The 3185-nt window shown below is 43.6% G+C and carries 4 protein-coding genes and 2 pseudogenes; 3 read left to right on the plus strand and 3 right to left on the minus strand.

Annotated elements, in window-relative coordinates:
* Positions 1–308: 308 nt before the first annotated feature.
* From AC2VE5_RS25085 to AC2VE5_RS25095, 3 genes are read left to right on the plus strand one after another with little or no spacing between them, the layout of a single operon-like run.
* Positions 309–872, plus strand: coding sequence for an ISAs1 family transposase (locus AC2VE5_RS25085; protein WP_486890319.1), 564 nt, complete (start codon positions 309–311; stop codon positions 870–872).
* On the plus strand, positions 832–1200 hold the full coding sequence (locus tag AC2VE5_RS25090; RefSeq protein ID WP_486890320.1) for an ISAs1 family transposase: 369 nt from the start codon (positions 832–834) through the stop codon (positions 1198–1200). Before AC2VE5_RS25085 ends, AC2VE5_RS25090 begins: the two co-directional genes overlap by 41 nt.
* On the plus strand, positions 1166–1399 hold the full coding sequence (locus AC2VE5_RS25095; RefSeq protein WP_486890321.1) for a transposase: 234 nt from the start codon (positions 1166–1168) through the stop codon (positions 1397–1399). The genes AC2VE5_RS25090 and AC2VE5_RS25095 overlap by 35 nt, the downstream gene beginning before the upstream one ends.
* A 9-nt stretch (positions 1400–1408) precedes the next feature.
* Here the strand turns inward: AC2VE5_RS25095 and AC2VE5_RS25100 are convergent.
* From AC2VE5_RS25100 to AC2VE5_RS25110, 3 genes and pseudogenes are all read right to left on the minus strand, one after another.
* Positions 1409–2131: pseudogene (locus AC2VE5_RS25100) on the minus strand (Nramp family divalent metal transporter); the annotation flags it as partial.
* A gap of 184 nt (positions 2132–2315) precedes the next feature.
* Positions 2316–3056 (minus strand): DUF5110 domain-containing protein, encoded by a 741-nt coding sequence (locus AC2VE5_RS25105; RefSeq protein ID WP_486890322.1) that lies wholly within the window; start codon positions 3054–3056, stop codon positions 2316–2318.
* An 11-nt stretch (positions 3057–3067) separates the two neighbouring features.
* Positions 3068–3185 (minus strand): annotated as a pseudogene (locus AC2VE5_RS25110) (IS1 family transposase); the annotation flags it as partial.

Raw genomic sequence — 3185 nt, forward strand, 5'->3', positions numbered from 1 at the left:
TTTACTGCCTCTAGCTCTAAATGGGGAAAAGCTTGAGTAACTTGACCCATATCCACCTGCCTAACTCGTTGTTTGAGGACAAACTTTGTTGTTCACTACTCTACTATATTTGAACGCAATTTGGTATAAGGTGTTGGATATCAGCGTTAGACCCATCCAACCTTGCAGCTTTTTTTTCTCTCCTTGGTCGAGTTCCTTGGGATTTATGCTTTCTTTGCCCTTCACGCTAGCAGCACCATAACCCAGGGATAATTCGTTGATGAGAAAAATATTAGAATGATGAAAACAAATAAGTTTTGGAAATTAAGATGGCGGTCAACTTAATTCAATCATTGCAGGAAATCAAAGATTTCCGAACATATCGAGGTAGACGTTATCCTCTATGGCTAATTTTGCTATTAGTAATTATGGGAACGATAAGTGGATGCCGAAGTTACTACGCCCTAGAAGACTTTGGGGCGCGCCACTACGAAGCCGTCAGCGAGAAATTAGGACTAAAAGTGACTCGCTTGCCATCAGACACTACTTTTCGTCGCATCTTACAGAAACTCGACTTTCAAGTTCTCGCACAGCAGTTCGAGCAATGGGTTAATAGAACATTTAATCTCGAACCTGGGGAATGGGTGGCGATAGACGGCAAAAGCATCAAAGGAACGGTGTCCGAACAGCAAACGGCTTACCAGAACTTCATTTCTTTGGTTTCAGTCTATAGTCATCAACAAGGAGTAGTGCTTGCCGCCCAACAGTCTGAATCGAAAAAGAGTAGTGAGTTGCAGGTGGTGCAAATAATACTTGAGGCATTGCAACTTGAAGGAGTGGTGTTTACTATGGATGCACTTCACTGCCAAAAAAACTACTCGGCTAATCATTGAGGGCGGCAATAACTACGTTATCACTGTTAAAGGTAATCAACCCCGACTATCAGCACAACTTAAAACAATTGCCACTGCTCAAAAACCCTGCGAACGGTTTGTCGATGTTGAGAAAAACCGAGGTCGAACGACTTGTCGAATCGTCAATGTCTTTACTGAACTTCAGAATATTGACCCCGATTGGGTAGGAGTACAAAGCCTGATCCAAATCGAACGCATCGGTATCCGCTCAGGCAAGAAATATCTACAGACTAACCATTACATTAGCTCCTTAGTCTCAAAGGCGATTACCTTTGCGGAGGGGATTCGCTACTCATTGGGGAATTGAAAATCGTTTGCATTGGGTGAAAGATGTGATTTTTGGTGAAGATGCTGCCCCAATTGGTAACTCCAATGCTGCCACCAATTGGTCTATTATCCGCAATATTGCCATCAATCTTGCTCGGCTCAGTGGTTATGATTCTCTCACCAAAGCTCAACGGTTTCTTGCCCATGACATCGACAAACTATTTTTACTTCTAGAATGAATTATCCCTGGCACCATAACCTCTAGCTTCTACCCAGTAGGAATACCACATCAAACCCGCCGCCCCTGCCAGCATAAAACCCAGCCAAGGCAGAATTTCTTGATACTGTACGTTCTGCGGAATTTGCGGCACTATGCCATTTGCTAATTGGCGAAAACTGGGAAAAACAAAAATCGCTGCCGCTACAACTGCGATCGTGCGGGCAATGCCGACATAAGAGGAAATTTTTTCAACAACGTTATATTGCCCCAACAAAACAATTGCCGCCGTGACAGTGATGATAATTACCGTCCAAAGCTGGAGCGATCCCCCCGTCATTAAAACTAATGCTGTAGCAGCAGCGCCTGAGAGTCCGGCAACCGTAGAAACAGCTACCACAGCTTGCGGCAGTAAAATTAGCCAGATCGTCCAATTTTTCGGGCCAGGAAGTTGCTTAAAGCCTTGTAAAATTGTTGATCCCGTGCAGACTGTAAAGCGCCCCACCTCGCCGTTAATAAACCATTTCAAGATCACGGCGGCAAGCAGCGCCCACAGTAGAGAGTAGCCGTAAAGAGCGGCAATTCTTGGCGTAAATAGCAATTCTCCCGAACCCGCCGCAGATAGCATCCACAAAAAGCTGGGTCCGAGCCACTTGAAGCGCTCTCCACCTTTGGGCGGCTTTGGTATTTCTGCTTCGCGCTCCTGATGCGTAGCAGTTTGCTTTGATGATTGGCGATCGCTATGATTGCTCATTATGATGAGATTTTAGTGATAAAAATCCAAATTAGGCTGACTGGATTTAGCCCAATTAGCTATAAAACAAACTGAGTTTTGAGCATAAGCTTTAATAGTGGAAAACTGGTGGAGAGCTTGTTTAAACTGCTAGTTTTATGAGTAAAGTTGAAAGTTTTGACAGGTTTAACATCAAGTTTTAGATTTATTTGCCCTGAAAATAAACTTGCTTAAAAGGATTGCACTCCAAATATTTATCTTCAAAAGTTATCTCTTTCCCATCTACCCAGACTTGAGCAGGCTGGAAACCATGAAGGTGCAATTGGACATTTTGGTAAGGAAAATCATAATTTCCTTGATGCTCCCAAATCAATTCCAAACCTTGCTCGTTGCGTACCATGCGAAATTTATCTAGCCGCCATGCTCCATAACCATCTCCAGCATCGCTGTACAGAGTGTAGGAACTTTCGATTTGAGACTGAAAAGTTGTTGGAATTAAACTGTCTAATTCAGCTTCCTCAACTCCATTGGTAAGCTTGTTTTCAACTTCTCCTACAGGTACATAAACATGGAGAGCTAAATTTTGTCCTGACTGCATTGGCAAAATACTTCCTGCTCTTACCAACAAAGGAATTTTTTCTAGGGGTGCATCAAGAGGAGTCGGTTGCCCAGACTCTAGGAGAGTTTCATCCCAAAAGTTATACCAATATCCTTTGGGTAGAATAACATCACGCGATCGCGCCCCTGACTCTACAACTGGACAGACAAGTAAGGCATCACCTAAGAAAAAAGCATCATCAATACTCCAGAGTCTTTCATCATCACAGTCATGCCAAAATAGCGGACGCACTAAAGGATGACCAGTTTGGGTTGCTTCCCAAGCAAGGGTATAGAAATAAGGCAGCAATCGGTAACGCAATTGCAAAAATTCGCGGGCAATAATCAAGTGGTAGTGCGTCAGATTATTGTGGGATAGGTCACGATATCATTCCAAGTCCATGGTCGAGAGGTTAATCCTGCTCGTTGTGCGGCAGTGGACTTGAACCGACTATGCTGCCAAATCCAATTGAAGTAA

The organism is Aliterella sp. E5.1 (assembly GCF_057473825.1).

Coding starts and splice junctions, on each gene's coding strand:
- AC2VE5_RS25085 (WP_486890319.1), top strand. CDS start 309: ATGGCGGTCAACTTAATTCAATCATTGCAGGAAATCAAAGATTTCCGA.
- AC2VE5_RS25090 (WP_486890320.1), top strand. CDS start 832: ATGCACTTCACTGCCAAAAAAACTACTCGGCTAATCATTGAGGGCGGC.